Origin of the sequence: Algoriphagus yeomjeoni, assembly GCF_049821175.1 — a bacterium.
Taxonomy (GTDB): domain Bacteria; phylum Bacteroidota; class Bacteroidia; order Cytophagales; family Cyclobacteriaceae; genus Algoriphagus; species Algoriphagus yeomjeoni_A.
Genome location: NZ_CP187512.1, coordinates 1,627,439 through 1,645,514 on the forward strand (window position 1 = coordinate 1,627,439; position 18,076 = coordinate 1,645,514).

Annotated in this window: 16 protein-coding genes; 1 reads left to right on the forward strand and 15 read right to left on the reverse strand. The window is 35.4% G+C overall.

Annotation, left to right across the window (positions count from 1 at the left end; genetic code table 11):
* Positions 1 to 68: 68 nt before the first annotated feature.
* The 15 genes from ACPUEN_RS06465 to ACPUEN_RS06535 all read right to left on the reverse strand — a co-directional run bounded on the left by ACPUEN_RS06465 (position 69) and on the right by ACPUEN_RS06535 (position 16,512).
* A complete protein-coding gene (locus ACPUEN_RS06465) occupies positions 69 to 659 on the reverse strand; it encodes a WecB/TagA/CpsF family glycosyltransferase (protein WP_425639291.1) in 591 nt (196 codons plus the stop codon).
* Between the two features lie 95 nt (positions 660 to 754).
* Positions 755 to 1,936 (reverse strand): delta-aminolevulinic acid dehydratase, encoded by a 1,182-nt coding sequence (locus ACPUEN_RS06470; RefSeq protein ID WP_425639292.1) that lies wholly within the window; start codon positions 1,934 to 1,936, stop codon positions 755 to 757.
* 154 nt (positions 1,937 to 2,090) lie between these two features.
* On the reverse strand, positions 2,091 to 3,239 hold the full coding sequence (locus ACPUEN_RS06475; protein WP_425639293.1) for a glycosyltransferase: 1,149 nt from the start codon (positions 3,237 to 3,239) through the stop codon (positions 2,091 to 2,093).
* On the reverse strand, positions 3,236 to 4,369 hold the full coding sequence (gene wecB / locus ACPUEN_RS06480) for a non-hydrolyzing UDP-N-acetylglucosamine 2-epimerase (RefSeq protein ID WP_425639294.1): 1,134 nt from the start codon (positions 4,367 to 4,369) through the stop codon (positions 3,236 to 3,238). The genes ACPUEN_RS06475 and wecB overlap by 4 nt, the downstream gene beginning before the upstream one ends.
* Before the next feature lie 22 nt (positions 4,370 to 4,391).
* Positions 4,392 to 5,510 (reverse strand): NAD-dependent epimerase/dehydratase family protein, encoded by a 1,119-nt coding sequence (locus tag ACPUEN_RS06485; protein WP_425639295.1) that lies wholly within the window; start codon positions 5,508 to 5,510, stop codon positions 4,392 to 4,394.
* A gap of 4 nt (positions 5,511 to 5,514) precedes the next feature.
* Positions 5,515 to 6,534, reverse strand: a complete 1,020-nt coding sequence (locus ACPUEN_RS06490; protein ID WP_425639296.1) for a polysaccharide biosynthesis protein — start codon at positions 6,532 to 6,534, stop codon at positions 5,515 to 5,517.
* Positions 6,515 to 7,696 carry a glycosyltransferase gene (locus ACPUEN_RS06495; RefSeq protein ID WP_425639297.1) on the reverse strand — a complete coding sequence of 394 codons (1,182 nt, stop codon included), beginning with the start codon at positions 7,694 to 7,696 and terminating at the stop codon, positions 6,515 to 6,517. Before ACPUEN_RS06495 ends, ACPUEN_RS06490 begins: the two co-directional genes overlap by 20 nt.
* Position 7,697: 1 nt before the next feature.
* A complete protein-coding gene (locus ACPUEN_RS06500; RefSeq protein ID WP_425639298.1) occupies positions 7,698 to 8,933 on the reverse strand; it encodes a hypothetical protein in 1,236 nt (411 codons plus the stop codon).
* Positions 8,921 to 10,267 (reverse strand): lipopolysaccharide biosynthesis protein, encoded by a 1,347-nt coding sequence (locus ACPUEN_RS06505; RefSeq protein ID WP_425639299.1) that lies wholly within the window; start codon positions 10,265 to 10,267, stop codon positions 8,921 to 8,923. The genes ACPUEN_RS06500 and ACPUEN_RS06505 overlap by 13 nt, the downstream gene beginning before the upstream one ends.
* On the reverse strand, positions 10,267 to 11,577 hold the full coding sequence (locus tag ACPUEN_RS06510; protein ID WP_425639300.1) for a nucleotide sugar dehydrogenase: 1,311 nt from the start codon (positions 11,575 to 11,577) through the stop codon (positions 10,267 to 10,269). The genes ACPUEN_RS06505 and ACPUEN_RS06510 overlap by 1 nt, the downstream gene beginning before the upstream one ends.
* A 37-nt stretch (positions 11,578 to 11,614) precedes the next feature.
* Positions 11,615 to 12,787: a GDP-mannose 4,6-dehydratase gene (gene gmd, locus ACPUEN_RS06515; protein ID WP_425639301.1), complete on the reverse strand. Its 1,173-nt coding sequence runs from the start codon at positions 12,785 to 12,787 to the stop codon at positions 11,615 to 11,617.
* Positions 12,788 to 12,905: 118 nt separating this feature from the next.
* Positions 12,906 to 13,763: a glycosyltransferase family 2 protein gene (locus tag ACPUEN_RS06520; protein WP_425639302.1), complete on the reverse strand. Its 858-nt coding sequence runs from the start codon at positions 13,761 to 13,763 to the stop codon at positions 12,906 to 12,908.
* A 204-nt stretch (positions 13,764 to 13,967) separates the two neighbouring features.
* Positions 13,968 to 14,972, reverse strand: a complete 1,005-nt coding sequence (locus ACPUEN_RS06525) for a GDP-L-fucose synthase family protein (protein WP_425639303.1) — start codon at positions 14,970 to 14,972, stop codon at positions 13,968 to 13,970.
* Positions 14,973 to 15,099: 127 nt separating this feature from the next.
* Positions 15,100 to 15,483, reverse strand: coding sequence for a four helix bundle protein (locus tag ACPUEN_RS06530; RefSeq protein ID WP_425639304.1), 384 nt, complete (start codon positions 15,481 to 15,483; stop codon positions 15,100 to 15,102).
* Between the two features lie 30 nt (positions 15,484 to 15,513).
* Complete coding sequence (locus ACPUEN_RS06535) at positions 15,514 to 16,512, reverse strand: mannose-1-phosphate guanylyltransferase (protein WP_425639305.1); 999 nt, start codon at positions 16,510 to 16,512, stop codon at positions 15,514 to 15,516.
* 1,302 nt (positions 16,513 to 17,814) lie between these two features.
* Between ACPUEN_RS06535 and ACPUEN_RS06540 the strand changes: the two genes are divergently transcribed.
* Positions 17,815 to 17,967: a hypothetical protein gene (locus tag ACPUEN_RS06540; protein WP_425639306.1), complete on the forward strand. Its 153-nt coding sequence runs from the start codon at positions 17,815 to 17,817 to the stop codon at positions 17,965 to 17,967.
* Positions 17,968 to 18,076: the final 109 nt, after the last annotated feature.

Sequence of the window (18,076 nt, forward strand, 5' to 3'; positions counted from 1 at the left end):
GCATGGGTAAGAATAATCCCAATGTGTAAAGTCTTCGCCATGCATGTCAGCCTCAACCAGGCTCGATTTCATCGAACCAAATATTTTAAAAATTTCAACAACTTAATTTGTCTCTTTATTCTCCAAGGCTCTTTAAATAACCTGTAGGCAAATTCCAAATTGTTATCCAACCACCATTTAGGAGCTCTTTCTACTCTACCGGTAAATACATCAAAACTACCGCCTAATCCTTGATAGACAGCAGGATGTATTTCGCTTAATTCCTTCATCAGGTTTTCCTGCTTAGGTGATCCCATAGCAATAAATACTACATCAGGTTTTTTTGATGAAATATCCTCCATTAAAGCCTCTTTTTCTTCATTAGACTTAACATATCCATTTCTGAATCCTAAAATTGAAATTCCATGATATTCAGCCTTAAGTTTCTTAACAGTCTCCTGAATTACTTCTTCCTTGGCTCCCACAAAATAGAAAGTATTTGATTTATATCTCTGGCGTATTATTTCAAGCCATAGCTCTACTCCTGGAATTTTTTCTGCATATGAGAATCCCTTTTTCTTAAGAAGCCATACTGCCCCAACTCCATCAGGATAGCCAATATTTGTAGAAATAAATTTTGAAAATTTTTCATCTCCCATCAAGATCTTTTCAGCATTCACTGCTACCAAAATTTGCTTTTGCAAAAACGCATGATCAATCAGCTCATTTCTTGAGGCAGGTGCAAAAAGTCTAATATTTTTTACCCAAATATGATTCATTTTCTCAAATCATTTAAAATTGTTGCCAAAGCGTTAAACATAAATGCATTGCTCCATCTCATATAGGATATCTTAGAACTCCAGCCTTTCTTAAGTTGATAATAAAAAAAACCCTTTTTATCCTGCATATTATCTATTGCCCAATTAGTAACCTTCTCAATTAAAGAGATGTTTTCATTGACCACACCCAATGTAGAAAGGGTCACTATCAATTGTCCTGGACAGTGAATATCAATGGGGTAGGTTTTATTATGATAATATTTTGGAGTACCATCCTCTAGAAAAAAATTGGCCAAATAAAACTCTAAACCTTTCTCTATAGATCTTTGAAATTGATTATCCCCTGTGAACCTCTGATAATAGGAAATGGCATCCAAATTAAATCCAGTATGAAAACTATCTATCCAGGATTGCACCGGTAACATTCCATATATCCATGAACCATCCTCAGCCTGAGCTGAAACAGCAGCTTTTACCGCTGAATATGCCAATTCCTTATACTCCTTATTTTTTGTGTAATGATAACCAAGGCTTAAAGTCTTGGCGCCTAGTAGACTTGCATTAAATACCGTATTATTTCCATTAAAGGGGCTATAGCTAAAAATATGCCCTCCATTATAAGGAGTCCTATTCAGATCATTTTTAATAAATTCACAAGCAGAAATTCCTATCTCTAAATATTCCTTTTCTTGAGTCAGTTCATAGGCAAAAACTAAAGCGGAGGAACAAAAGGTAGTAGCCACCACTGTTGGAGTATAAGCGGGAAATAGAAATAAACGTCTTGCCTGCCAATCAAAGTTATATCCCCAACAAGCGCCTGAATAACCTGGCGTTTTCAAACTAATTAAAAGTCTGGCTAATTCATGAACTTTATCTTCAAGTTCCTGAACTGTCCCAAACTCTAGATTGCCTTTTCGGGCTGCTACCAAAAGATTACAATATCCATTCAAAAACAAGCCAATTCCCATGGCATTGTATTCTTTTGGCACTAAAAGAAGTTTCCTGAAATTTATTGGACTTCGCTTAAAACCTTGAATCCAGGCAAGTCGACCAATATCCCATCGCTTTAAAGGTGTGGCTCTGAATATTTTAGAATTGAGACCATCGTAAGGATCCCAACCTTTATAATTTTCAGTTTCACAATAGGTTTTGAGTTTTTGGAACGATTGGACTATCATAGAATTGGATTTGTAAACCTCCATTTTAAACTAACTCGAGAAATATACCGATTACATTTATTGTTAAAATAACTGAACTAAGGAAATATCAGATATTCCGGAATTAACCAATATGTGCAGGAGCATCAAATCTGATTTGAGACTCGCAAATAAATTATTGTTGTAATTGATTATAAAAATCTACTAATTCTAATGCTTTATCCTTCCAAGTAAGTTTTTTGCTTAATTCAAAATTCTTTTTACCCATTTCACTCAAGTCAAAATCACCATTAAATATTCTAAAAAGGCAATTGACCAAGGAATCGCCATTAAATTCCGTAACTATAAATCCTTCTGGATTATTTTTCACGAAGGTTGAAATATCTCCATATATGTTAATTAAAACTGGTTTTCCAAAAGAAAGGTAATCTCCTAATTTATTAGGCCATCCTGCTAAAGCATTTCTATCTGGACGCCGAATCATAAGAAATAAATTAATATCTGTAATTTCATCTAACGATTGTTCATAATTTAGCCACCCTCTCTCTTGAAAAAAATCGTTATTAAGATCATTTTTATTTAAATTTTCAATATTTAAATACTCACCAAAACAAATAAAATTAAATAAGTCTTTTATTTTATTTGTTTTAAATGCATCTATAATTGGTTCAATAAACTCCAACTCTGAATTACTCATTCCTATGTAGCCAATATTTATCTTTTTACTAAAATTAGAATCATTATTTACAGGTTTTTTTTTTTCAAAACAACCACCATGTATTATCTTAATTTTTTCAATTCCATGTTTTATAGCTTCTGATCTCATCCACTCAGATAATACTACCACTCCATTAGCCTTCTTTTTTGTTATAATTTCTAGTTTTTTTTCGAACCATCCATATGAATACTTAAAATACCAAGGTTTTCTGTCATAATATCCACCTTCGCCAAATAAATCCCACCACTCTGTTATATGAATTGTATTCTTTCTCTTTGCTGCTAAAAATCCCGGCAAACTTGAAGGGCGATGCCCACAGTCAGTAATAACAAGGTCAAATTTATTCGATATAGCAAAAAATATTTTTGATAATACACTAATGAATCCAAATCCAGTACTTACCAACCGGTAGGGAAGTATATCTGCGAATGCCAAAACATGCACTTTATTTATAAATTGGCTCGTTTTATTAAAGAGACCCTTTTTAGATGTTGCTGTAAGAAAATATACATCATGGTTAAGTTCTGCCAATCCACAAGCAAGATAAAATGATCTACCCCAACCATTTTTTCCTTGTACACCTACATGACAATAAAGAATTTTCATTCTTTCCAAACATTACTCTTTACATAATCAACATAGCTTATTAAAATCCTAACAACCTTTTCGGATACATTGGGCATAGAATAATCTCCAACCAATCTAAAATTTCTGTTATCTCCAATTTTTTGGGTAGAGAGTTGGGCTATACCTTGCACTATTCTATCAGAATTCAATCCTACCATCATAACTGCTGCCTCCTCCATCGCCTCTGGTCTTTCATGTGCTTCACGGATATTAAGGGCTCGGAAATTTAATATGGAGGATTCCTCAGAAATGGTACCACTATCAGATAGAACTGCAAAAGCATGTTTCTGAAGTGCATTGTAATCAATAAAACCCAATGGCTTCAAAAATTGAATTAATTTGTGAGTTTCAAACTTCTTTGATTCAATCATATTCTTTGTCCTAGGATGGGTACTGACAATGATTGGAAACTGATATTTCTCGGCAATAACATTAAGGCTATCGATCAATCCTCTAAAGTTTTTATCACTGTTGATATTCTCTTCTCTATGAGATGAAATAACAAAATATTCACCCTTCTTAAGTGCTAATCTGAACAATACATCAGAGTTATCAATTCTTTCCATATGATGATGCAAAACCTCAAACATGGGTGAACCTGTTTTAATGATCCTATCTGCAGGAAGACCTTCTCTTAACAAGTATTCACGAGCTATATTACTATAAGTCAGATTGATATCTGAAATATGATCTACAATCTTCCTATTTGTTTCCTCTGGTACACGCTGATCAAAACAGCGGTTACCCGCCTCCATATGGAAAATTGGAATATGTCTCTTTTTAGCAGGAATTGCACAAAGGCAGCTATTGGTATCTCCTAGAACAAGAAAGGCATCCGGTTTTTCTTGTTCCAATAAAGGATCAATTTTAATCAAAATTTGTCCTACAGTTTCGGCTGCTGTTTTACCTGCAGCATCTAAAAAGAAATCAGGTTTCCTTATCTGCAAATCATCAAAGAATATCTGATTTAACTCATAATCATAATTTTGCCCAGTGTGAACCAACACATGCTCTATAGCGTCTGAAGCATCTAAAGCATCAAGAACGCGAGATAAACGGATGATCTCTGGCCTTGTACCAACCACAGTCATCACTTTTAACTTCTTCATTATATTTATATTAAATCTTAGCTTAAACTTCTACAAAAAATGTATCGGGATCTTTGGGATCATAATGCTCATTAATCCAAAAAACAGTCAATAATTCTTCCTCACCTACATTCTTAATATTATGAGTGTACCAAATCGGCATATCCACATACGAGGGTTCAGTGCCATTCAAATCAAAATTAAAAACTTCAGATGTGCCTATTTTTCTCAATTGTATCAAAGCTTTGCCTTTTAACACAGCAAACCTCTCTATTTTTCGAGTGTGAAAATGGTTGCCCCTTGTAATTCCAGGAACCGTAGTTGAAAATGAAACTTGACCTCCTATTCCTAATCGTATAATTTCCACAAATGCTCCTCTGGGATCTACATGTTGAGTGAATTTACGTGGAAAGTAACTTTCGATTTCCATGTAGCATCTAAACGTATTGAATAAATTCAATTCAAACTTTGAATTAAAAGATGGAATTTCGCCCTTTTCTTGATAGAGATCCTTAAAATTATTTAATAGTTTGAGAATAGATGTAACCTTAGCTCTACTGGTAAAAGGAATATTAAATTCTGGATCTGACGTTTTGGTTCTAATAAGTTCTAGAATTGTATTGACTAATTCATTTACGTATATAAGCTCAACTTCAGCATCTACATGAATAGAAGGTTTTTCATTTCTAGCAATTTTATGACAAAACGTTGCTATAAAAGAATTATAATTGGGCTCGCCAAATGGACCAAAAACATTTGGAATAATTAGACCTGTAAATAAAGCTTTACTTCTTTCTGCCCAAGAAGCTAATGACTCCCTAGCATGCTTTTTAGAATCGCCGTACACATTCCCCATAGACTCTTGAGTTGAGGAAGATATTAACACATGTGGCTTACTACCTGTTCTTTCCAGAGATTCAACCAACTTATTAACCAACCCTGTATTTTTCGAATAAATTTCATCTGGATCGCCATGCCTATTCAATGCTGCTAGATGAATAATAACATCGCAACTTGATACAAAATGATCTAATTGATCCGAATTATCGAAGTAGCCTCTTGCAAAAGAAACAGTCTGAAATTGATCTGGAAAAAGCCCCAGAGTATTGATTAGATGAGATCCTACAAAACCATTTTGACCAGTAATTCCTACTTTTAACATGCTCTTACTTATTTCGATTTATTTCAGCCTGAATAATTGGCAATTTCAATAATAGTTCTTTTACTCCTTCTACTGATAAGCGCTCTGTGTTTTGGGAATTGTAATCTTCGATCTGATCAATGAATGACTCCCCTTCAGAAAAATATTTTGCATAGTTAAGATCTCGATTATCTGCCGGAATTCTAAAGAAATCACCCATATCCTCAGCTTTAATCATTTCCTCTCTGGTGCAAAGCGTCTCATATAATTTCTCACCATGCCTAGTACCAATAATCTTGATTTCATTATCAGCATCGCATAAATCTTTTATTGCTTGAGCTAAATCACCAATTGTAGAGGAAGGTGCTTTATTAACAAATAAGTCACCAGGATTTCCATTTTCAAAAGCAAAAAGCACTAACTCAACAGCCTCATCCAATGACATTAAAAAACGAGTCATATTTTGATCCGTAAGAGTTAATGGATTTCCATCTCTTATCTGCTGTAAAAACAGAGGAATAACGGAACCTCTAGATGCCATTACATTACCGTAACGAGTTAGGCAAACTGTGGTATTTTTTAGATTGCGAGAAGCGGCAACTGCAACCTTTTCCATTAGCGCTTTTGAAATACCCATCGCATTGATAGGATAGGCTGCTTTGTCTGTACTTAAGCAAATCACCTTCTTAACACTATTAGCATCAGCAGCATCAATTACATTTTGAGTTCCAAACACATTAGTACGGGTAGCTTCTATAGGAAAAAACTCACAGGAAGGAACTTGTTTTAATGCAGCTGCATGAAATACATAATCAACACCACGCATCGCCCTTTCTACACTATCATAATTACGAACATCACCAATATAAAATTTCAGCTTGTCATTATTTAAAGTAGTTCGCATATCATCCTGTTTTTTTTCATCACGGGAGAAAATACGAATTTCCTTGAAATGAGCTGTATTAAGAAAACGACGTAAAACAGCATTTCCAAAGGAACCTGTACCACCAGTAATCAATAGCGTCTTATTCTTTAATTTTTCCATTTACTTTATTAATAAAATTGATGATTTTTTTTCCTGCGCTCAAATGAGAATATTTTTCAAAAACCAACCTCTTCCCCTGAGTTGAAACAGTCAAGGCTTGGTCATAATTTTCTAAAATTTCAATTAAATTTAAAGCATATCTATTAGCATCTTCAGGGCTGACCAAAAATACATGCTCCTTATCAGTTACATATTGATCAATTTCTCCAATTCTTGTAGTTAACGTTGGAGTGCCAGAAGCAAGATACTCACCTAACTTAGTAGGAAATCCACCAGAAGCTCTCAAAGTTAAAGGTTGTGAAGAAACCAATATTTTAGCATTCATTAAAATATTTGGAACTTCATCAAAAGAAGCAAATTCAAAAGTAATTTTATTCTCCAAATTAAGCTCGGAGATTTTTAGCAATAATTTTTCCTTATCATCATTCGAAGGTTTTCCAAATAACCTCAAAATTAAATTTGGATAGTAAGTGCTAACTTCCGAAAATGCTTCTAAAATCAACAAAATATTATCTTTGGATAACTCCATGTTACCCATATAACACAAATAATCACTTTTCTCCTTATTAATACATAATGGAAACCTATCAGTATCAGTAATTGTAGATAAAGTAATGTAAGGAATACTTTGATTAGATAAATTTAAATAAAAAACAACCAATTTATCAGTCATTGAAATCAGACCGTCTATCCTCTTAAAAATGATATTATAAGAAAACTTTTGAAACAAGCTTATCCTAGGCTTTAAATACTTTCTTATAGGCAAAGGAAATTCATCAAAAATAAAACATGTTTTAATCTTTAAAATTTTACAAAAAAAAGTAATAGGCCCAAGAATAAAAATACGATCATTACTAATAATCATTGCATCATATTTTTCATTTTTATTTGAACGCCAAATAAAAAGAAAAGACCTATAAAATGAAAGCACAAAATGAAATACTCTAATTAATCGAAAAACAGGTTCCCGTTTTTGAACAAGCTGAATAATTTTCAAATTTGGAATTGATGGAACTAAATTATGTTCTTTGTTATAGGGATAAATGGTAATTAACTCAACCTTAGCCCCATAATGAACCATACCTTTTGCATAGGTAATTTGCCGAGTGCTAGCAGCCATTCCATAAGGAAGAGGGAAATAAGAAAAAACTCCAATTTTCATTTTAGGCAGCTCTTGGTAGAAAATATGTAAAACTCATCATAAAACCAATTAAATTACTTTCAATAGGATTTGAGAAAAAAATTGTGATCAAAGCCATCATTACTAACCCTATTTGAAAACTTTTAAAGGAAATAGGAAGGTATCGACTAAGTACTTTCCATATCAAATAAATGAAACAAAACAAACCTAAGAAGCCCCATTTATATAATACATCCGATAATCCTCCCACTCCTACAATTTTAATTGAGGAATTGAAACTTTGGACGTCTTCAACAACACCATAGCCAATAGGAAATTGTATTACTTTTAATACATTAATTTGAAAAAAACTAATTCTATTTGCTTCAACTCTTTCTGTTATTACTTGGTCATAGAAAATTTCATCATTTACCTCGACTAAAAACTCTTCAATTTTAGGGATTAGAAAATCCCTATATAAAAAATTAGAATTTAAAACAACAAATATCATAATGACTCCAAAAAATAAGAATACTATTTTTTTATTAAATGAATGAGCGATTATCAAACAAATTAAAGAAGTATATCCCGCAGTAGAAAATGTAGTTATAATAGCCAAAATGTAAATTAAATATCTCTTAGATATTTGAGTGCCATTTCTGCACCAATTAATTATAATCATAATTATAGATGACATTGCAAATGCGCCGGGCTCCCACATAAACCCAGAATTCCTTCCATCATTTCTTCCTGAATGAGTATAAAAAAAATTATTCCAAAAATCCTGTTGAGCTTCTTTTCTAAATAAAACATCATTTGTAATTGGTTGAAAAAGGACTTTCAATTCATGAAATATACTTGGGGATAATAGGTTTAAACCAAAAATAATTAGGGAAATACATGTTAGTACAAAAACAAATTTTTCAAATCTACACCAAAATTGACCGCGCAATGAATGTACAAGAAAAAAAGCGATTGAGATTCTAATTCCATAGCCAAGAAATGTTATCGTACTAAAGGATGTACGATTAAATGCAATAGAAATAAAATTAATGAAAGACCATAGAATTAGAACCAACAATAATATTTTAATATTCCCATAACGTTTTACGTAATGGTTTACTCCTAAAAAAAAGAATGAAATAATCAAAAACCAAGATTGGTCTACAAAAAAAAGTGAATTGGCAAACATAGTTATACCAATTAATAAAATTAAAAAATCAAACAATCGAAACTTATCTATTCTTTGATAGGTTGAAAATTCATTCATTTGTTCCAAATTCCATATGCTTTTTCATTCACTAATTTATTTAATTGTATACGTGGCCATAGTATATTTAAAAATGCATGGAATATCATTGAAAAAACAATGCCGTTGACTCCAAATTTACTTCCAAGTTTATATGCTAACGGAATATGTATGAGAGCAAGTAAGAGCGTAGCTATCATTTGAAACCTAACTTTTCCACTTCCATTTATGAAACTTCCATATATAGACCATTGCATATACAATAAATAATATATTGAAAGCAGAATCAATAAATCAAATTTTACAATCACTTTATCTCCTAACCATAAATGATAAAACCAAGGAGCAATAAATAACAATCCTACTAAGGATAGCACAAATAAAATCCATATTAAATTTAGATTTTTAATTTTTTCATTTATCCAGCTATAATTTTTCTTCGAAAATGCTTCTGTTGAAGCAGACCAAAATGGCATATTAATTAAATAAAAAACAGTACTAACAACTCCTAAATACTTAAAGGCAATATTAAAATCTGTAACAGCTTCTGGACCAACTGCATGTGCAATTAATATGTTATTTGATTGAAATAGAAAAATTGAGGTGAGCTGAATAATAAAAAAAGCTCCTCCTAAAGAAAATAGAACTTTAATTAACTTAGAATTAAAAAAATCCCAACTTGGCCTTAAAAATTTATATTCTCCAGTAAAAAATAAAACATTCGCAATTCCCATTGTTAATATTGGAGAACCAACTAAAATCACCCCAAGTAACCATAAATTAGGATCAGTATTAGAAATTGTTAACATCCATATTACTAATAATGATAAACCTAATCCCGAAACATTTACCAATGAAGCAAATTCTGGCTTTTGAATAGCTTGAAGAATTGAGGTAATAAGTTTAAATAGAAACTGAAATGAATAAATAAAGAATATCCAAAATACTACTTTTTGAAGTTCATCATTCAAATATGGTGAGGCATTAAACACCATACTCCAATTCACTATTGGAACTATTGATATTGATATTAATAAGAAAAATAATACTAAAAAAAAGATAGAAAAATATGAAGTACTCACGTACGATCTTGCTAAAGCAAAATCATTTATTGAAATACTTTCTGCTAACTTATTTCTAAGCCCATGTCCCAAACCAAAATCCAAAAAATTCACCCAAGCAATTAATGAAGTAATTGTCAACCAAATCCCATATTTTTCGGAATTTAGTATCCCAATTAATAAGGGGACCAATAAAAAATTAACAATTATACCAACTACATTAAGTATTAATAAGAAAATAACACTTTTTGAATGTTTGCCTCGGATTATTTTTTTAAAAAAATCAACATTTAAATTCATCATTACAATCTAGCATCAACCAATTCCTTACTCAATACCCCCTGCACATCAAATACCACCTGCTCCTCTGACTTTCTGATATCCCAGGTTTTAAACTCCACATGCCCGACGGCAAGTATGATAGCGGAGTATTCATTCAACGCAGGTTTTGCACCACCATTTATGATCTCTATCCCATATTCATGCTTTACCTCAGCGGCATCAGCCCATGGATCGTAAACACAGACATCCATGTCAAATGACTTGAGCTCATTGTAGATATCTATTACTCGGGTGTTTCGCACATCTGGGCAGTCTTCCTTGAAAGTAAAACCTAGAATCAAAACTTTAGCGTCAATCACCTTCAAATCCTTACGCATCATATGTTTGATGGTCTCCGTTGCCACATGCTTACCCATGGAATCATTCAGTCTACGACCTGCCAAAATAATTTCTGGATGATAACCGAGTTCTTGAGCTTTTTGTGCTAGATAGAATGGATCGACAGAGATGCAGTGACCTCCTACCAATCCCGGCTTAAACGGTAAGAAATTCCATTTGGTACCCGCTGCTTCCAATACCTCCTGAGTATCTATATCCAGCAAATTGAAAATCTTACTCAATTCATTCACAAAGGCAATATTGATATCCCTTTGGGAGTTTTCAATCACCTTGGCAGCTTCTGCTACTTTGATAGAGGAAGCTTTATGAGTACCGGCAGTAATCACTGATTTATACAATTGGTCTACATACTCCGCCACTTCAGGAGTAGATCCAGAAGTAACTTTGAGAATCTTGGTCACGGTGTGCTCCTTATCTCCTGGGTTGATACGCTCAGGTGAGTATCCAGCAAAAAAGTCTTCGTTGTATTTCAATCCTGAAATTTGCTCCAACACAGGAACACATTCATCCTCTGTCACACCTGGATATACCGTGGATTCATAAATTACTACATCTCCCTTTTTCAAGATTTTGGCAATCATCTCGGACGCCTTGATCATAGGAGTTAGAACTGGTCTATTATGTTTATCCGTAGGGGTAGGAACAGTTACAATATAGATATTTGCAGAAGTTACAGGAAGTACAGCATCTGTGATTAACAGACCTGATCCTTTTTCATCCAGCTCCATCCCTGTTTTTATCAATACTTTTTGCAGATCCTGATCGGCTACTTCCAACGTCCTGTCATGGCCTTTCTGAAGTTCATCTACCCTCAAAGGGTTTATATCATAACCTACCGTTCTATATTTCTCTGCAAAAGCTGCTGCAAGCGGAAGGCCAACATAGCCAAGGCCGATTATAGCAATTTTGCTTTCGCTTAAACTTTTTAGCATTTAATAATTAATTCTGATTTTTTTTATTCTATTTAACTTATTCTCCCTGCCTAAACACCTCATGTCCTCCATCAACCAAATGCATATCTTTTTGCACCAACTTGATATCAGATATCATCATATCTTCTACCAAACCAGAGAGGTCGTACTCAGGAGACCATCCTAATTGTGTTTTGGATTTGGTGGGGTCGCCTAGGAGCAGGTCAACTTCGGTTGGACGGAAATAGGTGGGGTCGACCTTGACCAGTACCTGTCCAAGGAGGTTGGAAAGTGGTAAGGTGGAAAGGTTGGAAGGTTGGCCTGTCGCAGCAGAATATTTATCTTCATCCACAGAATCTAGTATTCCCACCTCGTTGACACCCTCTCCCTCCCATCGGATCTTGAAGCCTACATGGGCAAAGGACATTTGAACGAAATCACGCACCTTTGTAGTTACTCCCGTGGCAATCACAAAATCTTCTGGTTTGTCCTGTTGAAGGATTAACCACATAGCCTTTACATAGTCCTTGGCATGTCCCCAGTCACGCAGAGCCTCCAGGTTCCCCAGGTATAAACAGTCTTGCATGCCAAGAGCAATAGCAGCAGCAGCCATAGTGATCTTGCGGGTCACAAAGGTTTCCCCTCTTCTTGGAGATTCGTGGTTAAACAATATCCCATTGCAGGCAAACATATTATAGGCTTCACGGTAGTTCTTCGTAATCCAAAAACCGTAGATCTTTGCCACTCCATAGGGAGAACGGGGATAAAAAGGAGAACTCTCATCATAAAAGCCAGCAGCATTCTTATTCTCTGGCACACCGCCATATAATTCAGAAGTAGATGCCTGGTAAATTCTGCACGTTTTCTCCAAACCTAAAATCCGTACTGCCTCAAGGATTCTAAGGGTTCCCAAACCATCCACATTGGCTACATATTCAGGAGATTCAAAAGATACCTTCACATGCGACATGGCACCTAGATTATAGATCTCATCGGGTTGCACTTCCTGAATGATACGGATAATGTTCATAGAATCTGTGAGGTCCCCGTAGTGCAATTTAAAGTTCACTGATTGCTCATGCTGATCCTGATACAGGTGATCTATCCGTTGCGTATTAAAGGAAGAAGCACGTCTTTTGATCCCATGGACCATATAGCCCTGCTCCAATAAAAGTTCTGCCAAGTAGGAACCATCCTGTCCGGTGATACCGGTGATTAATGCAGTTTTCATGTTTCTTAGGTCACAGGAAGCCAAGGAGATAACACCGAGGTCCACTGAGATTAGTAATGTTAATCGTTAATCGTTAAAAGTTAATCGTTAATCGTTAAAAGGATGAATAAATCCAATGTTAATAGGAACGCTTAAGTATTTTCATTCTAAGGAAATTCCTTGCCCGTACATAGTGCATAGGCGAGAGCAGTTTTAAATAGGTATCAAATACCGTCTTAACGCCCGTTAAGATACCATAATGCCTAAATTTGAAATAACTATATTCTAAAAACGCTTGCCCTTTGACATGATGTAGCATTTTCCACCTAGTCCTAAAGCCATACTCCTGATTTCCCCAATATGGAAGAAGATTTGTTTCACATTCAGCTAGATACTCCGAGCTAGTATAGCATTTAAAACCAGCTTCAATGGCCCTTAAACCATAATCAAAATCACCTAAATAGTGGGTAAATTTAGGCGAAAGAGGCCCAATTTTATTCACTATGATGTTAGGAATGAGGACAAAATTTCCACTTATCAGGATAACTTCTTGAACTTCTCCGTTAGGCTCAATTGAGGAAAATCCATTCCAGCCTCCATAGGAAAATTCATTTGTACCAGGAATTCTGCAAGCTGCAGTAATTATTCCAGGCTCCTTCAGCTCTTTATATGAATTGAATATTTTAAGTAAAGCATTAGGCAATAAAAATGTATCATCATTCAACCAAAAGTAGAAATCAAATACATCAGTTTCTATGGCTTTTTCCCAAGCTAGCTTCATCCCCCCATTCCAGTATAGATCTCCAGTTCCTTTAATAACTGTAACCTCTGGAAAATTTGAATGGATCATTTCAGCAGTCCCATCTGAGGATCCATCATCGCAAACAAAAACTTGCAAGTTAGAACTTGGAGGAAGCTCTTGAGCATATAGATTTTCAAGACATTTTCTGGTCTTTTCTCTTCTATTATGGCAAGTAATAAGAACTGCTAGTTTCAAAATTTTTTCTCTTAATGGATAATGATTTGGAATGTTTTTGTCTGTTTATCGATTTTGGGTGGATTTAGGTAAAAGCTCGAAGCTCAAAGCTCAAAGCTCGAGGCTAACGGCTAAAGGCTAAAGGCTAAAGGCTCAAAGCTCAGATTGCATCAATACATTCACCTTCGACCATCCACCTACCACCTTTGACCTTTCCCCTTTCAACTATATTTTCACTTCTTTAAAACTCTCCTGATTCTCTAAAAACCATTGATAAGTCCGTTGAATCCCCTCTTCCAAACCCACTTTAGCTTTCCAGCCAGCTTGTTCCATTTTGGATACATCCATTAGTTTCCTCGGTGTACCATCTGGCTTACTTGAATCCCAGACTATTTCTCCAGTATGACCAACTGTTTTTTGAATCATTTCCGCCAGTTCTTTTATGGTCAGATCATTTCCAGTTCCGACATTATAAAGGTTGTCCTGGAATTTGTTTTCCAAGGCAAATACTACCGCATCTGCTAAGTCTTCTACGAAAAGGAATTCACGCATTGGAGTTCCGCTCCCCCATAATGTCACTGGTAAATCCTTATTAAAATCGTCATCTCCATCTCTGATAACGGCTAACTGATCACCGCCAACTGCCAACTGCTTCGCTTCATGAAACTTACGGATCATAGCTGGAAGCACATGGGAGGAAGTTAGATCAAAATTATCGTGAGGACCATACAAGTTGTTAGGCATCAGGGATATATAATCTTTTCCAAATTGCTTTCTAATTGCCTCACAGGCCTTTACTCCTGAAATTTTGGCAATAGCATACCATTCGTTGGTAGGCTCTAATGGGCCAGTAATCAAATACTCTTCCTTTAATGGCTGGGGAGCCATTTTAGGGTAGATACAAGATGATCCTAGAAAAATAAATTTTTGCACATCAGCTTTCAAGGAATAATCGATCAGGTTATTCTGAATCTGCATGTTTTCCATCAGAAACTGATAAGGATAATTGTTATTAGCTAATATCCCTCCTACCCGGGCTGCAGCATCTATGACTACATCTGGCTTCTCAGTTAAAAAGAAATCAGAAACAGCCTCCTGAGACCTTAAATCAAGCTCTGCAGAAGTTTTACCAATAAGATTTCTATATCCTTTGGCCTCCAATGCCCTCCAAATGGCAGAGCCTACCATTCCGCGGTGACCGGCGATGTATATTTTGGTGTTACTATTCATTGTAATTGCCACAAAGATTCACAAAGTTAATAGAGATTAAGGGTTAAAGGTTAAACGTTAAATGTTAAGAGTTAAACCGTTAAGCAAAAATTCAACTTCTGGTTAACTTTGAACGTATCCAAGTCCATCACTTATACCCCTTTCCGCCACTGTTTTTGAGGGTCTGGATTAATCCCTGTATTTTAAATTTCAAAGTTTCAGTCAACCTTAGAATTTCTTTCTGTTCTATATCGCTAATGAAACTAGCATCCAAAGCTCTAAATGATTGAGATCTTACCTCCCCATTTGAGCCTTTAGCTATGTATAGAAAATTGATAAACTCTTTATTACCATCTCTTTCAAAACCTTCAGCAATATTGTCCATCACTGATCCAGCTGCAGAATTGATTTGTCCACAAAACCTGAAATCTTTTGAAAATTGTTCCTTTCTTGATAAAAGTCGAATCTTCTGACTAAGCTCACGTGCCAATTTCCATATTTCTAAATCTTCAAAAGATGTTACGCTTGCCACGTTTAACGTTTTAACAATGAACCTTTAACATCATAAAACTAACCCCGGCTTCTCCTTCTCCAAGCGCTCAAAAACCTTTTTCACATCCTGCGCATTGTCTTTCTTGAGAACTAAAATGGCATCGGCTGTTTGGATCAGCATGGTGTTTTTTAATCCTAAAAACTCTGTATGTAGGTTTGTGCCAATCACCATATTTCCTTTGGAGTCTACCTGATGACCTTGCTTTTTGAAATGATCGTATATGGATTCAAAGGAGCCCATATCTGACCAGGCAAATTTGGAGGGAACCACTTTAATCTTTTTGGTATTTTCCATTACTGCGTAATCCACTGATATGGATGGGATTTTCATGGAAAGTTCAAAATCAAGTTTACCTTCCCATGCTCCTTCAAATGCTGTTTTTGAGGCTGAATAAACCTCTGGCTCAAAAGCCTTTAGTTCCTCCAGATAAACTCCTGCTTGAAAGCAGAACATTCCCGAATTCCAATAAAAGTTTCCACTTTTCAAAAAGCCTTCTGCAGTCTCCAAATTAGGTTTTTCCCTAAATCCCTTCACCTCTTCCCCAGCTGCCTCTATATATCCAAAGCCCGTTTCCGGTCTACTTGGCTTCAGTCCAAAAGTGACAATAAAACCTTCCTTAGCAAGTTGAATTGCTCTTTTTACCGCTTTTTGATATTCCGCTCCTGACTTAATCAAGTGATCTGAAGGAGTCACAAACAGAACATCTTCAGGTTGGGCGGCAAAGGCAGCAAATGCTATTGCTGCTGCTGTATTTCTAGGACAAGCCTCGATTATTTCCAAATACTCGCTTACTTCAGCAGCATTCAGGTCCTTCCTCGATAGTTTGTAATTATCACAATTACCCACGATCATTACTTTGTCACAAAATTCAGTGTTTCTGCTAATAGTCTTTTGAAAAAGTGTTTCTCCCTCAAAAATAGGTAAGTACTGTTTAGGCTGTGATTTACGGCTGAGTGGCCAAAGTCTGGAACCTACTCCACCGGAAAGCACTACATTAAAAATATTCATTTATTGATTTTCAAGTTTTGAATTTTTCACTCTTAAAAGCAGAGTTAAACAGCTTAAACAATTTCTCACAGCTTCGCCCTTTCAGTCCCAATTTTGGATCATATCAGAGTCAAAAAACTCCAAATTATATCCCAGAAAAAGGGGCCTAGCTTATGAATTACTGGTAATCAGCTACTGGCAACTCAATTATAGAATTCAAAAAAAAGAGGCTAAAAAAATACCAAAATTAAAATTTAAAGCACCTTTTTACCCATTTCGTCTTACAAAGATAGGGAACTGAGTAGTTTTTGTACTCATTTTTTATCCTAATTTTCATTGGGATTTTTATATACAGAATACTGTATTTAAAATAGTTGAAATCTCTGTAAGCTATGATTGGTAAGCAAAGAGCCAACCAAAATATAAGGGCTTGGTTTAGTGCATATTCATGAAAAATAGGCGTGGACTAACTCCACAATGTGTAGAGTTTAACTGTTTAGAGGTATAAAAAAGTTAGTTTATTGATTTCATTTGATCGATAAAATTAAAATTGAAATGAATTAGAATTTTGAGAATATAAAAGGTTTAGGACTGCAGTTCCACGTCATTTCGAAGCCCAAAGGAAGGAGAAATCTCTATGAAACTATCGTGACGAATTATGATGGAAACAGAATGCTATTGACTATTGGATTAGGTGTATTTAGTCCAGCTTCTGGAAAAGCAGGATAACGGGTGATGGGTAACGATAAGTCCGACCTCTGGAGAAGCAAGACAAAAGCTGATAAGAAACCATTCGTGACGACACGAACGGGGGCGAGAAGATAAGGACTGAAACCGAAAAAATTACCGTTGGCATGGGGCTTCATTAGCCCGGTGTTTTAACACCGGGAGAAAAGATCAAGCACCGACCCCGCGCTGGCGCACCATCGTTTATTTGGAATGCGAAAGTAAGTGCCAGCAAGATGGATACCGGAAGATGATGGGTAACGGTAAGTCCGAGTTCTGGAGAAGCAAGACAACAGTTGATAAGAAACCGTTCGTGACGACACGAACGGGGGCGAGAGTTTCATTTCAACGACCAAAGGAAAGAGAAATCTCATCTGTATTCTCTCTTCTTGCTTTTTTCTTGGCAAAAAAGCAACAAAAAGCCAAGTCGTGGCAAAGCTTCCACCCGCATATCCCGCGCCTGGCCCGCTTCCACGACCTCCTCCCCGACTTAAAAAGTAGCGATTCTGCTATTTGATAATTAAGGCTTGTTTTCGGCAAGCATTGACTCTGATCTGCGAATCAGGTTATTTTTTGATTGTAACTGAAACATAGGTTTTGAAATCTAGACGACCTTTCTTCCACGTCATTTCGAAGCCCAAAGGAAGGAGAAATCTCTATGAAACTATCGTGACGAATTATGATGGAAACAGAATGCAATTGACTATTGGATTAGGTGTGTTTAGTCCAGCTTCTGTAGAAGCAGGATAACGGGTGATGGGTAACGATAAGTCCGAGTTCTGGAGAAGCAAGACAAAAGCTGATAAGAAACCATTCGTGACCACACGAACTAGGGCGAGAAGATAAGGACTGAAACCGA

Bases quoted from the DNA above. Each gene is read 5' to 3' on its own strand.
- ACPUEN_RS06485 (WP_425639295.1), bottom strand. From the start codon at position 5,510: ATGTTAAAAGTAGGAATTACTGGTCAAAATGGTTTTGTAGGATCTCAT.
- ACPUEN_RS06535 (WP_425639305.1), bottom strand. From the start codon at position 16,512: ATGAATATTTTTAATGTAGTGCTTTCCGGTGGAGTAGGTTCCAGACTT.
- ACPUEN_RS06490 (WP_425639296.1), bottom strand. From the start codon at position 6,534: ATGGAAAAATTAAAGAATAAGACGCTATTGATTACTGGTGGTACAGGT.
- ACPUEN_RS06495 (WP_425639297.1), bottom strand. From the start codon at position 7,696: ATGAAAATTGGAGTTTTTTCTTATTTCCCTCTTCCTTATGGAATGGCT.
- ACPUEN_RS06475 (WP_425639293.1), bottom strand. From the start codon at position 3,239: ATGAAAATTCTTTATTGTCATGTAGGTGTACAAGGAAAAAATGGTTGG.
- ACPUEN_RS06525 (WP_425639303.1), bottom strand. From the start codon at position 14,972: ATGAATAGTAACACCAAAATATACATCGCCGGTCACCGCGGAATGGTA.
- ACPUEN_RS06510 (WP_425639300.1), bottom strand. From the start codon at position 11,577: ATGCTAAAAAGTTTAAGCGAAAGCAAAATTGCTATAATCGGCCTTGGC.
- ACPUEN_RS06470 (WP_425639292.1), bottom strand. From the start codon at position 1,936: ATGATAGTCCAATCGTTCCAAAAACTCAAAACCTATTGTGAAACTGAA.
- gmd (WP_425639301.1), bottom strand. From the start codon at position 12,787: ATGAAAACTGCATTAATCACCGGTATCACCGGACAGGATGGTTCCTAC.
- ACPUEN_RS06505 (WP_425639299.1), bottom strand. From the start codon at position 10,267: ATGATGAATTTAAATGTTGATTTTTTTAAAAAAATAATCCGAGGCAAA.
- wecB (WP_425639294.1), bottom strand. From the start codon at position 4,369: ATGAAGAAGTTAAAAGTGATGACTGTGGTTGGTACAAGGCCAGAGATC.